Origin of the sequence: Pseudomonas sp. GZJR-8 (assembly GCF_002916705.1) — a bacterium.
In the GTDB taxonomy this organism is placed as follows: domain Bacteria; phylum Pseudomonadota; class Gammaproteobacteria; order Pseudomonadales; family Pseudomonadaceae; genus Aquipseudomonas; species Aquipseudomonas synxantha_A.
The window spans coordinates 66,399-86,128 of the sequence record NZ_JXSI01000001.1 but is presented as its reverse complement, the minus strand read 5'-3'; the positions used below and the strand labels follow the sequence as shown (position 1 = coordinate 86,128).

General features: G+C 61.4%; 18 protein-coding genes. 9 read left to right on the top strand and 9 right to left on the bottom strand.

Features of this window, described 5'->3' with window-relative positions:
* Positions 1 to 52 precede the first annotated feature (52 nt).
* The 3 genes from TK42_RS00355 (at position 53) to fecA (ending at position 3,906) form a co-directional block, all read left to right on the top strand.
* Positions 53 to 541 (top strand): sigma-70 family RNA polymerase sigma factor, encoded by a 489-nt coding sequence (locus TK42_RS00355; protein ID WP_103733591.1) that lies wholly within the window; start codon positions 53 to 55, stop codon positions 539 to 541.
* Entirely contained in the window at positions 538 to 1,479 is a 942-nt protein-coding gene (locus tag TK42_RS00350; RefSeq protein WP_103733378.1) for a FecR domain-containing protein, read from the top strand. The genes TK42_RS00355 and TK42_RS00350 overlap by 4 nt, the downstream gene beginning before the upstream one ends.
* Before the next feature lie 90 nt (positions 1,480 to 1,569).
* Positions 1,570 to 3,906: a TonB-dependent Fe(3+) dicitrate receptor FecA gene (fecA, locus tag TK42_RS00345; protein ID WP_103733377.1), complete on the top strand. Its 2,337-nt coding sequence runs from the start codon at positions 1,570 to 1,572 to the stop codon at positions 3,904 to 3,906.
* A 135-nt stretch (positions 3,907 to 4,041) separates the two neighbouring features.
* Here fecA and TK42_RS00340 read toward each other — a convergent pair whose 3' ends face one another.
* Positions 4,042 to 4,914, bottom strand: a complete 873-nt coding sequence (locus TK42_RS00340) for a LysR family transcriptional regulator (RefSeq protein WP_032877634.1) — start codon at positions 4,912 to 4,914, stop codon at positions 4,042 to 4,044.
* Positions 4,915 to 5,020: 106 nt separating this feature from the next.
* Between TK42_RS00340 and TK42_RS00335 the strand changes: the two genes are divergently transcribed.
* Entirely contained in the window at positions 5,021 to 6,532 is a 1,512-nt protein-coding gene (locus tag TK42_RS00335) for an MFS transporter (protein WP_103733376.1), read from the top strand.
* A 54-nt stretch (positions 6,533 to 6,586) separates the two neighbouring features.
* On the opposite strand, the gene TK42_RS00330 is transcribed toward TK42_RS00335, so the two are convergent.
* Positions 6,587 to 6,997, bottom strand: coding sequence for an HPF/RaiA family ribosome-associated protein (locus TK42_RS00330; RefSeq protein ID WP_032877636.1), 411 nt, complete (start codon positions 6,995 to 6,997; stop codon positions 6,587 to 6,589).
* A gap of 213 nt (positions 6,998 to 7,210) precedes the next feature.
* Positions 7,211 to 8,158: a LysR substrate-binding domain-containing protein gene (locus tag TK42_RS00325; RefSeq protein WP_005785109.1), complete on the bottom strand. Its 948-nt coding sequence runs from the start codon at positions 8,156 to 8,158 to the stop codon at positions 7,211 to 7,213.
* Between the two features lie 137 nt (positions 8,159 to 8,295).
* Between TK42_RS00325 and TK42_RS00320 the strand changes: the two genes are divergently transcribed.
* The 3 genes from TK42_RS00320 to TK42_RS00310 all read left to right on the top strand — a co-directional run bounded on the left by TK42_RS00320 (position 8,296) and on the right by TK42_RS00310 (position 11,605).
* Entirely contained in the window at positions 8,296 to 9,672 is a 1,377-nt protein-coding gene (locus tag TK42_RS00320; protein WP_103733375.1) for an L-serine ammonia-lyase, read from the top strand.
* Positions 9,673 to 9,733: 61 nt separating this feature from the next.
* A complete protein-coding gene (locus tag TK42_RS00315) occupies positions 9,734 to 11,020 on the top strand; it encodes a serine/threonine transporter (protein ID WP_103733374.1) in 1,287 nt (428 codons plus the stop codon).
* Positions 11,021 to 11,287: 267 nt separating this feature from the next.
* Positions 11,288 to 11,605, top strand: coding sequence for a DUF3509 domain-containing protein (locus TK42_RS00310; RefSeq protein WP_032877639.1), 318 nt, complete (start codon positions 11,288 to 11,290; stop codon positions 11,603 to 11,605).
* On the opposite strand, the gene TK42_RS00305 is transcribed toward TK42_RS00310, so the two are convergent.
* Positions 11,602 to 12,090, bottom strand: coding sequence for a phosphate-starvation-inducible protein PsiE (locus tag TK42_RS00305; RefSeq protein ID WP_003188808.1), 489 nt, complete (start codon positions 12,088 to 12,090; stop codon positions 11,602 to 11,604). The two genes, TK42_RS00310 and TK42_RS00305, sit on opposite strands and share 4 nt — an antisense overlap.
* A 294-nt stretch (positions 12,091 to 12,384) precedes the next feature.
* On the opposite strand from TK42_RS00305, the gene TK42_RS00300 reads away from it, so the two are divergent.
* The gene (locus TK42_RS00300) at positions 12,385 to 12,645 is read left to right on the top strand and encodes a YebG family protein (RefSeq protein WP_003188807.1); all 261 of its coding nucleotides are present in this window, start codon (positions 12,385 to 12,387) and stop codon (positions 12,643 to 12,645) included.
* A gap of 55 nt (positions 12,646 to 12,700) precedes the next feature.
* Here the strand turns inward: TK42_RS00300 and TK42_RS00295 are convergent, their stop codons facing one another.
* Positions 12,701 to 13,720, bottom strand: a complete 1,020-nt coding sequence (locus tag TK42_RS00295; RefSeq protein WP_103733373.1) for a Glu/Leu/Phe/Val dehydrogenase dimerization domain-containing protein — start codon at positions 13,718 to 13,720, stop codon at positions 12,701 to 12,703.
* A gap of 186 nt (positions 13,721 to 13,906) precedes the next feature.
* Here TK42_RS00295 and TK42_RS00290 point away from each other — a divergent pair, with 186 nt between their 5' ends.
* Entirely contained in the window at positions 13,907 to 14,710 is an 804-nt protein-coding gene (locus TK42_RS00290) for a SirB1 family protein (RefSeq protein WP_103733372.1), read from the top strand.
* 269 nt (positions 14,711 to 14,979) lie between these two features.
* Here the strand turns inward: TK42_RS00290 and TK42_RS00285 are convergent, their stop codons facing one another.
* From TK42_RS00285 to hmgA, 4 genes are all read right to left on the bottom strand, one after another.
* Positions 14,980 to 16,341: an aromatic acid/H+ symport family MFS transporter gene (locus tag TK42_RS00285; protein WP_103733371.1), complete on the bottom strand. Its 1,362-nt coding sequence runs from the start codon at positions 16,339 to 16,341 to the stop codon at positions 14,980 to 14,982.
* 89 nt (positions 16,342 to 16,430) lie between these two features.
* Positions 16,431 to 17,066 carry a maleylacetoacetate isomerase gene (gene maiA / locus TK42_RS00280; protein WP_103733370.1) on the bottom strand — a complete coding sequence of 212 codons (636 nt, stop codon included), beginning with the start codon at positions 17,064 to 17,066 and terminating at the stop codon, positions 16,431 to 16,433.
* A 12-nt stretch (positions 17,067 to 17,078) separates the two neighbouring features.
* Positions 17,079 to 18,365 carry a fumarylacetoacetase gene (gene fahA / locus TK42_RS00275; RefSeq protein ID WP_103733369.1) on the bottom strand — a complete coding sequence of 429 codons (1,287 nt, stop codon included), beginning with the start codon at positions 18,363 to 18,365 and terminating at the stop codon, positions 17,079 to 17,081.
* A 3-nt stretch (positions 18,366 to 18,368) separates the two neighbouring features.
* Positions 18,369 to 19,652: a homogentisate 1,2-dioxygenase gene (gene hmgA, locus TK42_RS00270; RefSeq protein WP_103733368.1), complete on the bottom strand. Its 1,284-nt coding sequence runs from the start codon at positions 19,650 to 19,652 to the stop codon at positions 18,369 to 18,371.
* Positions 19,653 to 19,730 lie beyond the last annotated feature (78 nt).

The window sequence follows — 19,730 nt, the reverse complement described above, 5'->3', positions numbered from 1 at the left end:
TGCGAACAATTCTTGTTCTCTAAGGCATATCAATGCTTGTGGAGTGATCGCGTTGCAGCCGTCCAACACCGTCGAAGTTTTGTATAACGACCATCACCACTGGCTCACCGGCTGGTTGCGACGCAAGCTCGGCTGCCCGGAAAACGCGGCCGACCTGGCCCAGGACACCTTTATTCGCGTGCTCAGCGCACGGGATACCCCGACACTGATCGAGCCCCGCGCCTTCCTCACCACCGTGGCCAAGCGCGTGCTGTGCAACTTCTATCGCCGCCAGGACCTGGAGCGCGCCTACCTCGATGCTTTGGCGCAAATGCCCGAGCACGTGGCGCCATCGGAAGAAGACCGCGCAATCATTCTGCAAACCCTGCTGGAGCTGGACCAACTGCTCGACGGCCTGCCCAGGCTGGTTAAACGCGCGTTCCTGCTGGCCCAGCTCGACGGCCTGACCTACGCGCAAATCAGCGCAGAACTGGGCATTTCCATCGCCACGGTCAAACGCCACCTGACCAAAGCCGCCATGCGCTGCTACTTCGCCCTATGAACGTGTCCAGCCAAGTCGCCGAACAAGCCGTGCACTGGCTGCTGGAAATGCAGCAAGGCGCGCTCAACCCTCGCCAGCAAGCGGCCTGGCAACAATGGCTGAACGCCCACAGCGAGCACCAGCGTGCGTGGGAGCAGATTCAGCAGGTCAATCAGCGCTTGCGCGGGATGCCCTCGCCCCTGGCGCACGCTGCGTTGAATGCACCGCGCTCCAGCAGCCGACGCCAGGCGCTGAAGTTGCTGTTGATCCTGGGCGCTGGCTCGGCAGCGGCCTGGAGCCTGCGTCAGCAACATATTCTGCCGCCGCTGAGCGCCGACTATCGCAGCCCGGTTGGCCAGCGCCGTACGGTGCAATTGGCCGACGGCAGCCAGTTGCAGCTCAACACCGGCAGCGCGGTGGATGTACATTTCGACGGTCGGCAGCGCCTGGTACGCCTGCTCGAAGGGGAAATCCTGCTCACCTCCCGTGCCGGTGATACGCCGTTGCGCGTGCTGACCGGCCAGGGCCTGCTCAGCAGCCAGGCGGCGCGCTTGAATGTGCGCCAGTTCAACGACCACACCCAATTGGCGGTGCTGGCCGGCCAGGTCGAGGTGATGCCCAACAACTACAGCGGCTTGCCGCTGAGCGTCGATGCCGCACGCCAGGTCAATTTCACCCGCAAAGGCTGGGACACCCCACGCGCCACCGACGCCAACAGCGGCGCCTGGGCCGACGGTATGTTGGTGGCTGCACACATGCGCCTTGAAGACTTCTTGAATGAACTGGGGCGTTATCGTCGCGGCCAGCTCAATTGTGACCCGCAGGTGGCAAACCTTTTGCTGTCCGGCAGCTACCCGCTGGATAACAGCGAACGCATCCTGGACCTGCTGGAAATCAGCCTGCCGGTGAAAGTTCGGCGCTTTACCCGCTATTGGGTGACCGTGCAGGCCCGAGCCTGAATTTATTTTGCATGTGTGTGAGCTGTTTTCCGCACCTGGCGTGACAGAGAAGGAAAGCCACCTTGATCCTTCCTTCTCAGGACCACCTTCATGCCCCAGCAACCGACGCTTCTTGCCCGCACCTTGCGCCAACTCCTACTGGGCGCCAGCCTCAGCCTGACCGTGCTGCCTGCGGTGATGGCCGCCGACGCCAAGGCGTACCACATCGCGCCGACCACCCTGGAGGCGGCCCTGAACCAATTTGGTCGCCAAGCCGGTGTGCTGGTGTCGTTCGGTTCTGATGTGACGGCTGGTATGCAAAGCCATGGCCTGTCGGGCAATTACAGCGCGGCCGAGGGCCTGAGCAAACTGCTGGAGGGCACCGGCCTGCAAGCCCGGGCCGAGGGCGACAACGCCTTCAGCCTGCAACCGGCTGGCGCCCCCGCCACCCTCGAACTGCAAACCTCCAACGTGGTCGGCGACTGGCTCGGTGACGCGGCGCAAACCAACGTGTTCGAACACCCCGGCGCCCGTGATGTGATCCGCCGCGAGGAGTTCGAACGCCAAGGTGCAACCCAAGCCCGCGACGTGCTCAACCGCATTCCCGGCGTCAACGCCCCGGAAAACAACGGCACCGGCAGCCATGACATGGCGCTGAACTTCGGCATTCGCGGGCTCAACCCGCGCCTGGCATCGCGCTCCACGGTGCTGATGGATGGCATCCCGGTGCCCTTCGCGCCCTATGGCCAGCCGCAGTTGTCCTTTGCGCCGATCAGCATGGGCAACATGGACGCGGTAGACGTGGTCCGTGGCGGCGGTGCGGTGCGTTATGGCCCGCAAAACGTCGGCGGCATCGTCAACTTCGTGACCCGCGCCATCCCGGATGCGCCCACGGTCAAGGGCGGCTTGCAGACCGAGACCAGCCCGTCTTCCAGCCACGACGGCTTCAAGACCACCGGCAACCTGCTGGCCGGCGGCACTGCTGACAACGGCTTGGGCGGCGCGATCCTGTACTCCGGCACCCGGGGTGGCGACTGGCGCGAAAACAGCAACACGCGCATCGACGACCTGATCCTCAAGGGCAAATACCAACTGGACGACGCCAACAGCTTCAACGCCATGGCGCAGTACTACGAAGGCCAGGCCGACATGCCCGGAGGCTTGAACGTCAAGGATTACAAGGCCGATCCGTATCAGTCCACCCGCCCGTACGACAAATTCTGGGGCCGCCGTACGATGTTCAACGTCGGCTATCGCTACGAGCAGGACCGCCGCGAATTCACGGTCAACAGTTTCTTCACCAAGACCCTGCGCAGCGGTTACCTGGACCAGGGCAGCTTCCTGTCGCTGTCGCCACGCGAATACTGGGTACGCGGCCTGGAAACCCGCTTCGCCCAGGGCTTCGACCTTGGCCCGACCAGCCATGAAGTGGGTGTCGGCTATCGCTATATCAATGAAGCCGGCCACGAGTTGCGCTACCGCACGCCGATTGCCGCCAACCAGCAAATCCCCACCACCAACAGTCGCAACGACCGCGACACCCGTGGCGGCACTGAAGCCAACGCGTTCTTTATCGACGACCGCATTGATATCGGCAAGTGGACCATCACACCGGGCGTGCGCTACGAGATGATCGAGTCCCAGCAGACCAACAACCTCAGCAACGTCAAATACAAAGGCGACTACAACACCGCACTGCCGGCACTGAACGTGCTCTATCACCTCACCGACGACTGGAACCTCTACGCCAACACCGAAGGCTCGTTCGGCAGCGTGCAGTACAGCCAGATGCCCAACCGCGTGAACAGCGGCGAAGTAAAACCGGAAAAAGCCCGCACCTGGGAACTCGGCACGCGATACGACAATGGCAGCCTGCGCGCAGAAATCGGCGCGTTCCTGATCAACTTCGACAACCAGTACGACAGCAACCAGACCAACGACACGGTGATCGCCCGCGGTGAAACCCGTCACCAGGGCATTGAGTCGAGCATCAACTATGCGCTCGACGGCCTGAGCCCGGCGCTGGCGGGTTTCGATGTGTATGCCACTTATGCCTATGTCGACGCGACCATTCGCGAAGACGGCCCGAACAAAGGCAACCGCGTGCCCTTCTCGTCCAAGCACAAAGGCACCCTCGGCGTGGGTTACACCGAAGGCCCGTGGAAGCTGAATGTGGACAGCAGCTACCAGAGCAGCCAATTCGCCGACAATGCCAACACCCAGGCCGAAAGCGCCGACGGTGCCAATGGGCGCATCCCCGGCTACATGCTGTTCAGCAGCCGCGCGGCCTATGACTTCGGCCCGCAATTGTCGGATTTGAATGTGGCGGTGGGGGTGAAGAACATCTTCAACAAGCAGTACTACACCCGCTCGTTTGACGACAACAACAAGGGCAAGTATGTGGGTGAGCCGCGTACGGTGTATGTGCAAACCTCTATCGCGTTCTGACCCAAATCTGCAGAACAACACAGAACCTACTGTGGGAGGGGGCTTGCTCCCGATGGCGGTGTGTCAGTCGGTACATTTGCCACTGATACACCGCCATCGGGAGCAAGCCCCCTCCCACATTGGACCTAACCAACTTCAGCTGCCCGCCAGGCAACTGGGCGTGGCCGCCACCAACGCATCGATGGCACACCGTGTCTTGGCCGGCATATGCACCGCCGTCGGCCAGACCACATGGATCGGCGCAGGCTGTTCGCGATAGCTGGGCAGCACCGCTTCCAATTGCCCCCGCAGCGCATAGTGAGCTATCAACCAACTCGGCAACCAGGCCAGGCCCACGCCCGCGATGGCGGCATCGGCTAGCGCCTGGAGGTCGTCCACTATCAGGGGCGAAGCCAGACGCGAGCGATGCGTGGTGTTGCTGCGATACGCAATGCCGCGATGAGCGGCCAGGTCTTCGATACGTTCAATGGCGCCCTTGCGCTGCAGATACGCCGGCGAGGCTGCCAGCCCCATGGCCTGCTGGCCCAGGCGACGGGCACTCAGGCGGTCGGTGTCCGGCAACGGGCCGATGCGTACGGCCATGTCGAAGCCTTCTTGCGCCAAATCGATCATGCGGTCGGAGAAGCAAATCTCGATTTCAAGTTCAGGGTAACTCTCCATCAAGCCCCACAAGGCCGGTGCCGCATAGTGGTGCCCGAACGCCAGCGGCACACTGACCCTCAGCCGTCCCCGTGGTTGTTGCCGACCACTTTCGAGCACCGATTCGGCCGCTTCCAGTTCGGCCAATGCGCGCAGGCAATGTTCGTAGTACGCCTGCCCGTCCTCGGTCAACCGCTGGCGGCGCGTGGAGCGCTGCAACAGGCACGTGCCCAGCCGCGCCTCCAGACGCGCCAAGCCTTTACCGACGGCCGAGCGTGTAAGGTTCAGGCGCTCGGCGGCGTCGGTCAGGTTGCCGCTCTCGACGATTTGCAAAAACAGCTCAACGCCATCAAAACGCGGGGTAGCCATGCGTCAATTGTCGCCTTTGATTCCCATATCAATGGAAAACTTATCACGAATAAAGAATCCGGTTCCCGAGAGAATAGAGCCCTCCCCTATTTGAAAGGAACTCGTCATGCCGTCCGCCGCAGCTGCATCGGCCCTCAACCCGCCGAGCACCGCCAGAAATGCCCTGGCCCTCACCGCCGTTTGCCTGGTGGCCCTCATGTTCGGCCTGGAAATCTCCAGCGTGCCGGTGATCCTGCCGACGCTGGAACAGGAATTGGGCACCGGCTTTCAAGACGCCCAATGGATCATGAATGCCTACACCCTGGCCTGCACCAGCGTGCTGATGGCGGCAGGCACGCTGGCGGATCGTTTCGGTAGGCGGCGCGTGCTGGTGCTGTGTCTGTGGGTGTTCGCCCTGGCCTCGCTGGCGTGTGGCCTGGCCAACGATGCGCCGACACTGATCGTGGCGCGGTTCATCCAGGGCATTGGCGCCGGCGCGATGATGATTTGCCAGTTTGCCATCTTGTCCCACCAGTTCCGCGAACCGGCGGCGCGGGCGCGAGCGTTCGCGATATGGGGCGTAATTGCTGGCGTGGGCCTGGGTTTCGGGCCGATGATCGGGGCAGTGATACTGGCCGTCGCGGACTGGCGCTGGGTGTTCCTGGTGCATGTACCACTGACCCTGTTTACCTTGGCGCTGCTGCACATCAGCGTGCAGGAATCCCGTGACCCGGCCAGCCATCGCCTCGACATTACCGGCATGTTGACCATGACGCTGGCGGTGTTTGCGCTGGTCTACTTCATCACCCAGGGCAGCGAGAACGGCTTCGGCACCCCGGTGATGCTCGGCTGGGCCGGCCTGTCGGTCTTCGGACTGCTGCTGTTTATCTTGATCGAACGGCGCAGCGCCCATCCGATGTTCGACTTCTCGGTGTTCCGCATCCAACGTTTCAACGGCGCCTTGATGGGCTCAATCGGCATGAACTTCAGCTTCTGGCCGTTCATGATCTACTTGCCACTGTATTTCCAGGCGGGCCTGGGTTACGACACGCTGACCACCGGCGCCGCACTGCTCGCGTATACCTTGCCCACTTTGTTGGTACCGCCATTGGCCGAACGCCTGGCCCTGCGCTTTGGCGCCGAACGCATCATCCCCCTGGGCCTGGGGACGATGGGCGCAGGTTTTTTGGGCATGGCCGCGGTTAATTACGCCGAACAGCCCAGCACAGCACTGGTGCTGCTCAGTTGCGCGATCGCCGGCATTGGGCTGGCGCTGACCAATTCGCCGACCACCAATACCACTACCGGCGCCGTCTCGACTGACCGCGCAGGCATGGCCTCGGGCATCGACTTCAGCGCACGGCTGATCACCCTGGCGCTCAACATCGCATTGATGGGGCTGGTGCTGTTGCTCGGAATCAGCCATCACCTGGCCAATGTATTGCCGACCAGCACGGCGGCGGATTGGGCAACCCTCAGCCAGCATATTGCGGCGGGCAAGCTGAACGCGCCTGGCCTCACAAGCCTGGAGGCACAGACGGCCCTGCGTAGCGGTGCTGGTTGGGCCATGCTGTTTGCGGGCTTGGGCGCTTGCGGACTGGCCGCTCTGAGCCGGTATTTCTTCCAGCGACGGTGTTGAACGAAAACGGGCCTGCATATGCAGGCCCGTTTTCAGTGGGGGTTTAAAAAACGGTCAGCCGTTGATTGCAGCGTTTTCGTTTTCCAGGAATTCCTCTTCAAGCGCGTCTTCATTCACTTTGTTGATTGGCTGGGTTTTCGCGGCAGCGCGGGGCTTGCCTTGCAGTTTGCCAAACAGGTGTTCCAACGCATGGTCCAACTTGGTGGCGGCGCCATCGATCGCTTGTTCCAGCGTATCGGCTTTATGGCACACGGAAACCGGTTGATGGCCCTTTGGCCGTGCTTCCAGGCGGCAACTTAAATCGTGGGGACCGGGCTTGTCGCCGTTCTCATCCCGCAGGTAGACCTCAACGCGGGTCAGGTCTTCTTCGTAACGTTCGAGCGTGCTCTCAATGGTAGTACGTACCCACTCCTCCAGTCGGATGCTGCTTTCAATATGGTTATCGCTATTGACTTGGATTTGCATAGTTCTTCCCTTATTTCAGCTAGCTCGCCAGAGATCACAAACTGCAACACCGGGGTGGTGAAACCATGACCTCCTGATTACACAATTGAGCACCTGCTGAAACAATTCAACCCCTTTGCAAAGATAAATCCTACATTACAAATTAACCCTGACGACGGGCAAAAACGCTGGTAGGGTGGGGAGTTAGTTACAACTTCTTACGTTCTGTTTTCCTCACAATTGCCCCTCTCCCAACGGGTGCAAACCGCGAAAAATCCCTGCTTCCTCCACCAGCCAGTCGTGCACCGCGCGCACGCCGGGGTGGCTCAATGCACCTGGCGCATACAGCAGCACATAGCGCTTATGGTTGGGCACGGCCAGGCCAAACGGCACAATCAGGGTGCCGCGCTCCAGTTCATCATTGAGCAACGTGCGCCGCGCAATCGCTACCCCCATGCCGGCAATGGCGGCTTCGATGGTCAGGTGGTTGCGGTTGAAGGTATGCCCGCGCCGCACGTCGGCACCGTGGTGGCCGATGGCATTCAGGTAGAACTCCCACTCGGCATATTCATAACTCCCACGCCAGGCAGTGATGTCGTGCAGCAGCGGAAAATGCGCCAGATCGGCCGGGCCATGCAACGGCGGCCGTCCACGTAGAAGGCTGGGGGCGCACACCGGGAATATCTGCTCGTCCAGCAGGGCTGTGGATAACAAGCCGGGGTAGCTGCCATCGTTGAGGTCGATGGCCAGGTCGAAGTCGCCTTCATGCAGGGCGATGCTGCTGTCTTCGGCGACCATGCGCAGTTGGATGTCGGGAAAGCGCTGCTGCAAACGTGGCAGGCGCGGGGTCAGCCATTTGCCGAGAAACGAGGGGATCGAGCGCAGGCGCAGGGTGCCGCTGATCATCCCGGCATCCAAGCGCTGCAATTCCGCATCAATGCTGCCATAAGCCTCGCCGACCACCGCCGCCAGGCGCTGCCCCTCGGCGCTGAGTTCAACGCCACGGGCGCGCCGATGAAACAGCCGAAAGCCCAGGCGCTCCTCCAACTGGCGAATCTGCTGGCTCACCGCCCCCGGTGTGATGTGCAGTTCTTCGGCGCAGCGGGTGAACGACAGATGCCGTGCAGCGCAAGAAAACACATGCAGCCACACATAGGTCTGGCCGTGAAGGGGGCGGGTCATAGCGTTTAGTCCTGCTAAAGGGTGTCTTAGGATAATTCGTTGGTCAGTGCCGATCCAGAGGCTCAGTATCGCGCCAATTCCGCCTGCTCTACAAAACATGGCAGCGATTTCTACTCCATTGCTTGTAAGGCTTTAGCATGGCTATCAGTGTTTTCGATTTATTCAAGGTGGGCATTGGCCCCTCCAGCTCCCATACCGTCGGCCCGATGCGCGCTGCCGCGACGTTCGCCCAGGCCCTGACCGATCAGCATTTGCTCAGCCAAACCCGCCGCGTTGAAGTGCGTCTGTACGGCTCGCTGTCCGCCACCGGCGTAGGCCATGCCACTGATCGCGCCTGTGTGATGGGCTTGATGGGCGAATGGCCGGACCGCGTCGACCCCACCTCGATCAATGCGCGTATCCAGCAACTGCGTGAGTCGGGTCAATTGCTGTTGGCCGGCTCCCAGGCAATCGCTTTCAACTGGCAAACCGACCTGTTGCTGCTGGATGAAAGCCTGCCTTACCACCCCAACGCCATGTCCCTGCACGCCTATGGCGACAACGGCCCTCTGAGCGAGCAGACCTATTACTCGGTAGGCGGTGGTTTCATCATCGAAGCCGCGGAGGCCGCCTCGGGCATTGCGCCGACCAGCGACGTGCAATTGCCCTACGACTTTTCCAGTGCCGTGGAACTGCTGGCGTTGTGCAACAAGCATGGCTTGCGGGTTTCCGAACTGATGATGGCCAACGAACGTGCGTGGCGCAGCGACGAAGAGATCCGTAGTGGCCTGCTGCACATCTGGTCGGTGATGCGCGAATGCGTGGAACAGGGCCTGCGCGATGAAGGCATCCTGCCCGGCGGCCTGGACGTACCGCGCAGGGCGGCGAAACTGCACCGCAGCCTGCTGGAAATCGGCAAACCCAATGTGATCACTTCAACCTTGTCGGCGATGGAATGGGTCAACCTGTTCGCCCTCGCCGTCAACGAAGAAAACGCCGCCGGCGGGCGCATGGTCACTGCCCCGACCAATGGCGCGGCCGGCATCATCCCGGCGGTGCTGCATTACTACATGAAATTCAACGCCGACGCGTCTGACGATGATGTGGTCAATTTCTTCCTGGCCGCCGCCGCCGTCGGCATCCTCTGCAAGAAAAACGCCTCGATCTCCGGCGCCGAAGTCGGCTGCCAGGGCGAAGTGGGCTCGGCCTGCGCCATGGCCGCCGCCGGCCTGGCCGATATTCTCGGCGCCACCCCCGAGCAACTGGAAAACGCCGCCGAAATCGGCCTGGAACATAACCTCGGCCTGACCTGCGACCCGGTCGGCGGCCTGGTGCAGGTGCCGTGCATCGAGCGTAATGCCATTGCCGCGGTCAAGGCGATCAACGCCACGCAAATGGCCCTGCGCGGTGACGGCAAGCACTTCATTTCCCTCGACCGGGTAATCCGCACCATGCGCGATACCGGCGCCGATATGCATGACAAATACAAAGAAACTTCACGGGGCGGCCTGGCGGTCAGCTGGGTGGAGTGCTGATCGGAGCACTGCTACCCGCCCCAACGTGAGCCCGCGCAAAAATAATAACGAGGCAATACCGATGACTGATGTACGTACACCTGCTGCCGAAAATCCCGCTCTGGACAACACCGTTACCACCGGCTGGACCAAACACGACACCACCTGGATGCTCGGCCTCTACGGCACCGCCATCGGCGCCGGTACCCTGTTCCTGCCGATCAACGCAGGCGTCGGCGGGTTCTGGCCGCTGATCGTGCTGGCGCTGCTGGCTTTTCCGATGACTTTCTTCGCCCACCGTGGGCTGACGCGCTTTGTGTTGTCGGGCAAATCCGGCGACATCACCGAAGTGGTCGAGGAACACTTTGGTGTCGGCGCCGGCAAGCTGATCACCCTGCTCTACTTCTTTGCGATCTTCCCGATCCTGCTGGTGTACAGCGTGGCACTGACCAACACATTGGGCAGTTTCATGGAGCACCAACTGCACATGACCCCACCGCCCCGTGCGATCTTGTCCCTGGTGCTGATCCTCGGCCTGATGGCCATCGTGCGTTGTGGCCAGGGTGTGATCGTCAAGGCCATGAGTGTGCTGGTGTACCCTTTCGTTGCTGCGCTGTTGCTGCTGGCTGTCAGCCTGATCCCCAACTGGAATGGCGCGTTCTTCGCCTCCGCCAGCGAAGGCATGCCGCTGCCGCTGTTCTTCAAGACGCTGTGGCTGGCGATCCCGGTGATGGTGTTCTCGTTCAACCACTCACCGATCATCTCCGCTTTCGCCGTGGACCAGAAGCGCGTCTACGGCGCCCAGGCCGAGCGCAAAAGCAGCGGCATCCTCGCCACCGCCCACGCCATGATGGTATTGACGGTGATGTTCTTCTGCTTCAGTTGCGTACTGGCGCTGTCACCTGCTGACCTGGCCGCCGCCAAGGCGCAGAACATCTCGATCCTGTCGTACCTGGCCAACCACTTCCAGACCCCAGTAATCGCCTACGCCGCGCCGCTGATCGCGCTGGTGGCGATTACCAAATCGTTCCTGGGCCACTACATCGGCGCCAGCGGAGGCTTCCAGGGCTTGATCGTCAAATCCCTGCGCGGGCGCAACCGCTCGATGTCGGCGAAATGGCTGGAACGCTCCACCGCGCTGTTCATGGTGCTGACCTGCTGGGCCGTGGCCACCTTCAACCCAAGCATCCTGGGCATGATCGAAACCATGGGCGGGCCGATCATCGCGTGCCTGCTGTTCCTGATGCCGATGTACGCGATTCGCCGCGTGCCATCTTTGCGCCAGTATTCAGGTCAGGTATCGAATGTGTTTGTGGTGGTCATCGGGCTGATTGCGCTGTCTGCGATCGTTTTTTCCGTGATGCCCTGAAATAGCTCACTGACCTCAAGCACAACGCAGATCAAATGTGTGAGGGGGCTTGCCCCCGATAGCGGTGTATCAGCCAATAAATACTCGGCTCAAAGACTGCTATCGGGGGCAAGCCCCCTCCCACTTTGAGCTTCCAGCGCCTGTACGGCACGGCCCTTGCTGTAGAGCTATTGAGGAAAACGGAATTTGGCCGATGGTCAGGCAATGCGAACTAATCCTGACACCGGCCGTCAATGACTGCATGTTCTTATCAGGCGGTAACGCACCATGGACAATCCTTTTCAGATCATCACCGACACCTTCACCCCCCAATACCGCGTCAATCTGAGCATCCAACGGTTGGACGGCAGCATCATGCTCACCCTCTCGGACGAGACCGGCGTGGTGGCCAAGCGCATGATCAGCGCCGAACAGCGCAACGACCCGCAGCGCCTCAAGCGCCTGGTGCAAAGCATCCAGTTCGGCATCGCCATCGAACAGGGTCATAGCGCCGTGGAAATCCTGGAGCTGATGACGGACGGCGACAGCCACAAACTCCTGCAGCGACCGCCCGCCCGTACCCTGCCCTTCAGCGTGGGGCTTTAAAGCTCGCCCTTCTCGGTCTCAAGGCTCGCTTCGCCCTTGCGGCGCGGGCTCTCGACCTTCACCGAAGGGAACGCCGACGACGCATAGCGCACCACCAGGATCGCGAACGCCAACAACAGAATTCCGCCGCACAGGTAGATGATGCCTACATCCGGCGGGTTGTGGTGCGACACGTTGGAGATCAGCAAACGCGTGAGCGCGGTGATTGCCACATAGATCAGGAAGCGTACCGGCATGTGGTTGGTCTTGAAGTAAATCCCGACCATTGCGCCCAGTTCCAGGTAGATGAACAGCAGCAAGATGTCATCGATCTTGATGTGCCCATTTTCCAGCATCCCCAAAAACTCCATCACCGCTGCCCAGGCTGTCACCGCACCAATGGCAAACAACGCCAGGTAGTGAAACGACTCGACAAACAGATTGCCCAGGGACTCGGCCAGCCCGTGGACTTGCTGGCGCAGCCTTTCGGCCCAGTTGATTTTCACGATGATGCTTCCTTAGGTCGGTTCGACCGGATAATGCGGGTTGGACGTGACGGTTGTTCTGTATGCAGAAACAAGGCCATAGGCAGGATAGTGAGATGGTGGCGGGCTGACATTAGGCACTTAATCAATCATTGTGGCGAGGGAGCTTGCTCCCGCTGGGGTGCGCAGCGTCCCCATTTCCCAGCTACATTAAAAACCTACTATCCAAACCCTGTCGTTTGGCTTATCCTTTTCGCTGTATATAAATACAGTAGTCGCAAAAGACAACTATCGTGAAGGCATGTGAGGTGGTGAATGGCCGTCGAAGTGGTATACCGCAGCAGCCGAGATCTGGAGCGTTTGTTCATGGATAAAGCCGAAGCTGACCGTCATGACAAGATGCTTGAACTCGCTGAGTTGCTGGCAGAGGTGTTGCAAAAAGCCGTGCCGTCGTTGAGCGAGCAGCAGGTGGAAGAAGCCGGGATCTACATGGCGAAGAACCGCGATGTATTTGCCAAGGCGTTCAAGAGCCAACCGGACGCGCTGTCCGAGCTGTTGAACCCGGCGGCAGAGTAAAGCCCGAATTGAACAGGCCCTGAATCATGTATTCAGGGCCTTTTTAATGCCCGGCCTATTTGTACAGCAGGCGTTCGGCCAGCTCATCGGCGATCCGTGCGGGGGAGCGCTTTTCGGCCTGGGCGTGGGCGAAGATTTCGGTCAGGCGCGTGCCAATGTTCGACAGGTGCGCGGTGATGCCGGGCAGGTCGGTGCCGGCGTGTTTGAGGGCGACGTAGATCAGGCCGCCGGAGTTGATCACGTAGTCCGGGGCATAGAGGATGCCGCGGCCTTCCAACTGGTCGGCGATGTCCAGGTTGGTCAGTTGTGCGCTGGCCGAACCTGCCACGGCAGCGCACCGCAACTGGCCGACGCTGTTACGGTTGAATACGGCGCCGACGCCGCAGGGCGCGAGGATGTCGCAGGGTGTGCTGAGCAAGGCATCGTTGGCAATCGGGTGGGCGCCCAGTTGCTCCATGGCCAGTTGCACCTTGCCGTGGTCGATGTCGCTGACCAGCAGTTCTGCACCCGCGGCGTGCAGTTGCTCGGCCAGGGCATAACCGACGTTGCCCAGGCCCTGCACCGCTACGCGCAGGCCCTCAAGGTTGTCGCTGCCCAGGCGCGCCATGGCGGTGGTGCGGATGCCGGTAAATACACCCATGGCGGCATGGGGCGCAGGGTCGCCGGCGGCGGTGGTGCTGGTGACGAAGCGGGTGTGTTGGGCGATGCAATCCATGTCGGCGACCGAGGTGCCGCTGTCGATCGAGGTAATGAAACGGCCATCGAGTTTTTCGATACAGCGGCCAAACGCCTCGAATAGCGCGGCGCGGCTCTCCACGTGCACAGGGCGGATGATGACCGCCGTGCCGCCGCCCACCGCCAGCCCGGCCAAGGCAGCCTTGTAGCTCATGCCTTGGGCCAGGCGCGCGGCATCGGCCACGGCACTGTCATCGTTGGGGTAAGCCAGGTAGCGACAGCCGCCCAAGGCAGGCCCCAGGCGACTGTTGTGGATGGCGATGATCGCTTTCAGCCCGGTCACCGGGTCGACGCTCAGGTGCAGCGATTCAAGGCGGGTGCTGTGCATGAGCGCAAACATCAATGAGCTCCCGAATCACTTTTGGTTGTGGACAAAGTATAGGCTCGCGGCAGAAAACTGCTGGATTGCACTGGAATAAGCCGCGCTGTTTCGTAAGATCCAGGACATAAGCACGCAGGATATTTTTCAAGATACTGGACGAAATTTCCTGGCAAGGCTAAAACGGGGCATCCGCCGGAGAACGCGATGAATCCCCGCACAGCCTTTTTCGCCTGCCTGGACCGTTCACCCCCTGCGCTGTTTGAAGCCGCGCTGTGGATGGCTGCCGAACACGATGCCAGCGTACAGCCGTTGCTGATCCTGCAAGAGCTGCGCGTACTGCAACAGCAGGTCAGCCTGGGCATGCCCCTGTTGCCGGCCGATGAACTCGGCCAGCCGCTGCTGCGGCGCCTGAATGACCTGGGGTTTGCCCAGGATGATCACACCCCGTTGCGCCCCGCCGCCGCGCTGCTGGACAAAGTGCTGCTGCGAAAACGCGGGCAACCCTTGGCCATGGGCCTGATCGCACTGGAAATGGCACGGCGCCTGGATATCCCCATGGTCGGGGTAAATTTCCCCGGCCACTTCCTGCTACGCGTACCCGGTGCCGACCACCTGCTGGACCCGTGCGGCGGTCGACGCCTGTACCCCAACGACTGTCGCGAACTGCTGCACCGCCAATACGGGCCAAAACTCAACTTGCACGCCGACCACCTGCACACCGCCGAGCCTAGGGCGATCCTGCAGCGGCTGTCACGTAACCTGCGCCAACTGCACCTCGCCAACGACGATCCCCTGGCTGCCCTGGTGGACGCCGAGCGCGTACTGGAACTGGGCAATGCCAGCGCCGCCGACTACCTTGCCCGCGCCAGCCTGTACCAGCGACTGGATTGCCCGAGCGCCGAGCGCTTTGACCTGGAACACGCATTGATGCTCAGTGATGACCCGATCCAGCGCCTGCGCCTGACCGAGCGGTTGGGGCACCTGCCGCCCAATTCAGTGGTGCATTGACCTAGGGGGCGTTCTCAATTAGTTTCCCCGCCGCGTTGTCGCCTTAAAGCGGGCCAGGCAAGGCGCAGGCCGCAGGGAATGGTTGTTCCCTTTCCAAGGCCTGCAACGCAGGCTGGCCCGCTTTAAGGCACAACCCGAAGGGCCGGGCCTGCTGTTGTGCAGGGCTGCGTTGCTCGAAGCTTATTTGGAATGACCAAACCACGCTTCTCGCGCCTTGCCCTGCACAACAGCAGACCCGGCGCGACGGGGAAACTAATTGAGAACGCCCCCTAGGTGCGATTGAGAATATCGCCAGGCACTGGCGTTTTTAGCGTAGTGGAGCCCGGCGCCCGCACCTGAATAATCAACAGCGCCGCAATCACCGCCGGAATCGCACAAAAGAAGAAAATCTGCTCCACCGGTATATGCATCGCCAGCAACATACTGCCGAACAGCGGCCCCAGGATTGATCCAAAACGCCCTACCCCCAACGCCCAGCCTGTGCCGGTGGCGCGCACCTGCGCCGGGTAGAAATTGCTCGCAAAGGCATTGAGGGTCAGTTGCCCGCCGATGATGCAGAACCCGGCGGCGAACACGCAGGCCACCAGGTAACGTGGATTGTCGTGGTTCAAGCCCAGCAGGATGGTGCACAGCGCAGCCGCCGCCAGCACGCCGGACAACAGTCGCACCTTGCTTTTCAGGCGGTCGGCAAACCAGGCCATGAGGATGGCGCCCAAGGTGCCGGCAAACAGGAACATGGACGTGACCAGGTTGGCTTCGTTCAGCGCCAGGCCGCTTTCGAGCAACAGCGATGGCAACCAGCTGATCATGAAATACAGCAAAATCAGGCTGACAAAAAAAGTCGCCCAGATCAGCAGCGTCGGGCGCGCGTAGCCGTTGCGAAACAGCTCCACCACCGTCAGTTTGCTGCCTTGTTCCTGCAGGTTTTCAGCTTCGGTCGCGGGCGGCGGTTGCCAGTCGGGCAGCATCCGCGCCGTGACTTTGCGCAAACGCAGATACGGCGGTGCATCGCGCAACAGGCGTGGCAAGGATTCGGGCAACAGCCACACCAGGAACGGGAACAGCAGCAACGGCGTTACCCCACCAGCCAGGAACACCGCCTGCCAACCAAAGCTGTCGATAAACCCGGCCGCCACAAAGCCGCCTGCCGCGCCGCCGAACGAAAAGCCGCAGGCCGCCAGGGTCACCATCAAGGTGCGCATGCGCGGCGGCGAATATTCAGACATCAATGCCATGGCACTGGGCATTGCGCCCCCCATGCCGATGCCGCAGATAAACCGCGCCGCCATCAGTGTGGTGAGGGAATTGGCAAACACCATCAGTACGGTCAGGCTGGCGTAGATCAGCACACAGGCCAACAGGATGCGCCGCACGCCGAAACGATCCGCCAGCGGTGTCACCAGCAGCGAGCCGAGGGTCAACCCGAGCAGGTTGGCGCTGAACACCGGCCCAAACGCAGCTTTTTCCAGGCCCCAATCCTGAGCCAGCGCCGGCACTACATAGCCCAGCACCTGGGCGTCGTAGCCATCGGTGACCAGCAGCAACGCCAGCAACACGAGAATCAACCACTGGTAGCGCGACACCGGACGGGCGTCGAGTGCCGCGCGAAAGCTGGCAATCTGATTGTGCATCGCAAGGTACCTTTATTTTTTATTAGGTTGGCACGATCAAATGTGGGAGGGGCGGTGCGACGATTCGACTTGCTCCCTCCCACAGGGTTCTACGGTGTGTCAGGTTGATTGGCGGGGTGGGCCTGCACGAAGGCCGGATGTTGGGCCGCCAACGCCGCCACTCGCCCTATGCGCGAGTACGCCGCCAAGGGCACCTTGAAACGCTCGGCCGCGTACAACTGCGGGATCAGAAACGTATCGGCCAAGCCCGGCTGCTCGCCAAAGCAAAACCCTGTGTCGCCAATCAACTGCTCCACCGCGCCCAGGCCCTGGCTGATCCAGTGCCCGATCCACTCCAGCAACTGCGCCTCATCGTGCCCCCACTTGCGCAACAGGTTCTGCGTGCTGGAGTTGTGCAGCGGGTGGATATCGCAGGCGATGATCGACGCTACCGCCCGCTCATGGGCGCGCGCTACCGGGTCTTTGGAGAGCAACGGCACCTGTGGATAACGCTCCTCCAAGTATTCGATGATCGCCTGTGACTGGATCAACGTCTCCCCTTGATCAGTACGCAACGCCGGTACACGTCCTTGAGGGTTGATCGCCAGGTACTCGGGCTGGTGATTGGCGCCGCCTGCCGGGACCAGCAGGTTGACTGGCAGCGCGGTGAAATCCAGGCCCTTGAGCGCCAGGGCAATACGTACCCGATACGACGCGGTGGAACGGTAGTAAGTATAGAGTTCCATGACCCTGCCCTCTTAACGTGCCGCAACCACAGTACCGCGGCATTCACCGAAGCCGATGCTGGCAAAACCTTCGCGGCGGCAACGGCCACGCAGGATGATTTCGTCGCCGTCTTCAAGGAATTTACGTACCTCGCCCGAGGCCAATTCAATCGGTTTCTTGCCGCCTTCGGTAATTTCCAACAGGCTGCCGAACTGCCCCGGCTGCGGCCCGGACAAGGTGCCTGAACCAAACAGGTCGCCGGCCTGCAACTGGCAACCGTTGACGCTGTGGTGCGCAACCATTTGCGCCACTGTCCAGTACATATGCTCGGTATTGCTCAAGGTCAGGCGATGGGCGGGCAGGTTCTGCTCGCGCATTGAGGCGGTGGTGAGCAGCACTTCCAGCTCGATATCAAAGGCGCCCGCGTTCTGATCACGTTTATCCAGCAGATACGGCAGCGGTTGCGGGTCGCCCTCGGGCCGCGCCGGTTGCGCTTTGCGAAAGGGCTCCAGCGCTTCGGCGGTCACCACCCATGGCGAAATACTGGTGATAAAGCTTTTCGACAGGAACGGGCCCAGCGGCTGGTATTCCCAGGCCTGGATATCTCGCGCCGACCAGTCGTTGAGCAGGCAGAAACCGGCGATATGCTCGGCCGCATCGCCGATGGCAATCGCTTCGCCCATGGCATTGCCCTGGCCGATCCAGATGCCCAGCTCCAGTTCGTAGTCCAGGCGTGCGCAGGGGCCGAACGTCGGTTCGGACTGGCCGGCCGGCAGTGTCTGGCCTTTGGGGCGCCGGACCTGCGTGCCCGACGGGCGAATGGTCGACGCACGGCCGTGGTAACCAATCGGCACGTACTTGTAGTTGGGCAACAGGGGGTTATCCGGGCGAAACAGTTTGCCGACGTTCTGCGCGTGCTCGATGCCGACGTAGAAGTCGGTGTAGTCATTGATCTTCGCCGGCAATTGCATCTGGCAATCGGCGGCGTGGTGCAGCACCTGCGCTTCGCGCTGTTGCAGCTGGCTGCCTTCGACCAGCAGCTCCAGCAGGCGCTCGCGTAACGCCACGCGTGGCCCACGGCCAAGTTCAAAAAAAGCGTTCAATTGGCCACCCGCTGTTGCCTCAACGGCACGGCGGGCATCACCGTCAAATTCATCCAGCGCGGCGTGCAGGTCGAGGACCATATCGCCGATCGCCACGCCACAGCGCGGGGCCGAGCCGTTGATACTGAACACGCCCAGGGGCAGGTTCTGCAGGGGGAAATCCGCGTGACCGTTGGCCGAGGCCACCCAGCTGCGGGTCTGCGTTGGTTGCGTCATGGGCTATCTCCGATTCGGGTTGAAGGTGGCGGGCAGTGAGGCCCAGCACGCGTCGTAAGCAGGTTGCAGCTGCGGGCACTCCAGAGCGAACTGGGTCGGGCGCAGCACTTGGCTGGTCTCGAACATGAAGGCCATGGTGTTATCGATCTTGTGCGGCGCCAGGTCCGCATTGATGGCCTTGGTGCAGGTCTCGCCATCCGGGCCATGGGCGCTCATGCAGCTGTGCAGCGACGCGCCGCCGGGCAGGAAGCCTTCGGCCTTGGCATCGTAGGCGCCCTGGATCAGGCCCATGTATTCGTTCATCAGGTTGCGATGGAACCATGGCGGACGGAAGGTATTCTCGGCCACCATCCAGCGCGGCGGGAAGATCACGAAGTCGAGGTTGGCCAGGCCATGCACGCTGGTAGGTGAGGTCAGCACGGTGAAGATCGACGGATCCGGATGATCGAAACTCACCGTACCGATAGTGTTGAAACGACGCAGGTCGTATTTGTACGGTACGTTGTTGCCGTGCCAGGCGACCACGTTGAGTGGTGAATGGTCCAACTCGCAGGCCCACAGTTCACCAAGGAATTTCTGTACCAGCGTGGTCGGTTGCTTGAGGTCTTCGTAGCGGGCCACTGGCGTGAGGAAGTCACGCGGGTTGGCCAGGCCATTACTGCCGATGGGGCCCAGGTCGGGCAGGCGCAGCGGGGCGCCGTGGTTCTCGGCAACATAACCGCGTGCGTGTGCATCCAGCAGTTCGATACGGAATTTGAGGCCACGGGGCAGCACGACAATTTCCAGCGGCTCGACGTCCAGCGCGCCCAGTTCGGTGGCGATGCGCAGGCGGCCCTGCTCCGGCACGATCAGCAGTTCGCCGTCGGCATTGAAGAACACGCGCTCCATGGAACGATTGGCGCGGTAGGTGTAGATGCTGATGCCCGAAGGTTTTTCCGACCCCGAGTTGGCCACCATGCCGACCAGTCCATCGATAAAGTCCGTCGGCTCACTCGGAATATCCAGCGGGTTCCAGCGCAGACGATTGGGCGTCACTGCGCCCAAGGGTCCACCGGCCAATTGCTGCGCAAGCTTGATGAACGCCGGGTGATTGGCCGACGGCTGGATGCGGTACAGCCAGGTGCGCCGGGCTTCGCTGCGCGACATGGTGAAGGCCGTGCCGGAAAACAGTTCGGTATACAGCCCGTAGGGGGCCTTCTGCGGCGAGTTCTGGCCGACGGGCAATGCGCCAGGCAAGGCTTCGCTGGCGAATTCGTTGCCGAAACCCGAAAGGTATTCGAGGGTCATGGATCATCCTCTGGGGGTCAGTTGTATTTATCGTAATCCAGTTACGCATAACGTAATTTGATCACTGTTGACCGTCAA